The following is a 1,042-nucleotide window of genomic DNA, read 5'->3' on the forward strand; positions in this document are numbered from 1 at the left end:
AAATAGGAATGTGCTCAGGCTCGTCGATTAGGTTGTTTATCCATTTCTTGGATTGAATCCTATGACTGGTCAGAATTATTTTGGCGAGCTCTTCCAGCAGTACAATCATCAAAACCCATTCTAGCGGCCAACCCAACACCAGCGCAGTAAAGTAGGCAAGGGGGATACCGATTGCCCATTGGCCAAACAAGTCGATGAATATACTGTAGTTGATGTCTCCACCACTTTTCAGCACGCCACCAATACCAACCATATTGAAGACTCTTAGTATCATGCCGAGTGCCATGACTAAGGTGACGTTAACGGCCGTGTCTTTAAGCTCTAAGTGAGTAAGGCCGATCATGTATACGATCGCGGGTTTAGCAAACCAACACACCAAGGCTAATATAGCCGCAAGCCCACAGCTGACCAATACATAACCCCATGCGGTGTTCTCAACACGTTGATAGTTCTTCGCGCCGATCTCGTTGCCTAGAATGATCGAAGCGGCGACCGCAAACCCCATGAACGCCGAGATCAAGATACTTTCTACTGGCGATAACAGCGAAATGATCGCAAGCTCTCCAACACCCATTTGCCCAACTATCACGTTATAAATAAGAATCCCGCCCGCCCATGCTGTGTCATGAACCAACATAGGTATTGCTATCGTGAAGTACTTCTTTCTATGCTTCGGTAATATCGCTTCTCGCCAATTACTTAATGTCGGGAATAGATGCGCGTAGTGTTTCTTCGCCATGATAAGCAGCGCTATCGTCTGAAAGAATCGAGACACCGTGGTGCCAATAGCCGCACCAACTACGCCCAGTTCTGGAAATCCAAACAAACCAAAGATCAGCAATGCATTGAGAATCGCATTAACGATGATTGCCCCAATACTGATCTTGGTGGGTAGCTTGGCTTCGCCGACCGATCGCAGTGCGCTTTCTAAGGGCACTACGATCGCGGTACCAAAAAGGCTGGCTCCTGTTATCCAAAGGTAATCCGTTGCCAAGCGGACGTAATCAGGGTCTGAGGCCACCACAGACACGACTGATTCAGG

Annotated in this window: 1 protein-coding gene; it reads right to left on the reverse strand. The window is 48.1% G+C overall.

All coding sequences use genetic code 11. From position 1 onward, the window contains the following. On the reverse strand, positions 1 to 1,042 hold a 1,042-nt coding region (locus AB4486_RS23245; RefSeq protein ID WP_372118889.1), incomplete at both ends, for an MATE family efflux transporter.

The organism is Vibrio sp. 10N.222.55.C6 (assembly GCF_041473395.1).
Classification (GTDB): domain Bacteria; phylum Pseudomonadota; class Gammaproteobacteria; order Enterobacterales; family Vibrionaceae; genus Vibrio; species Vibrio crassostreae_C.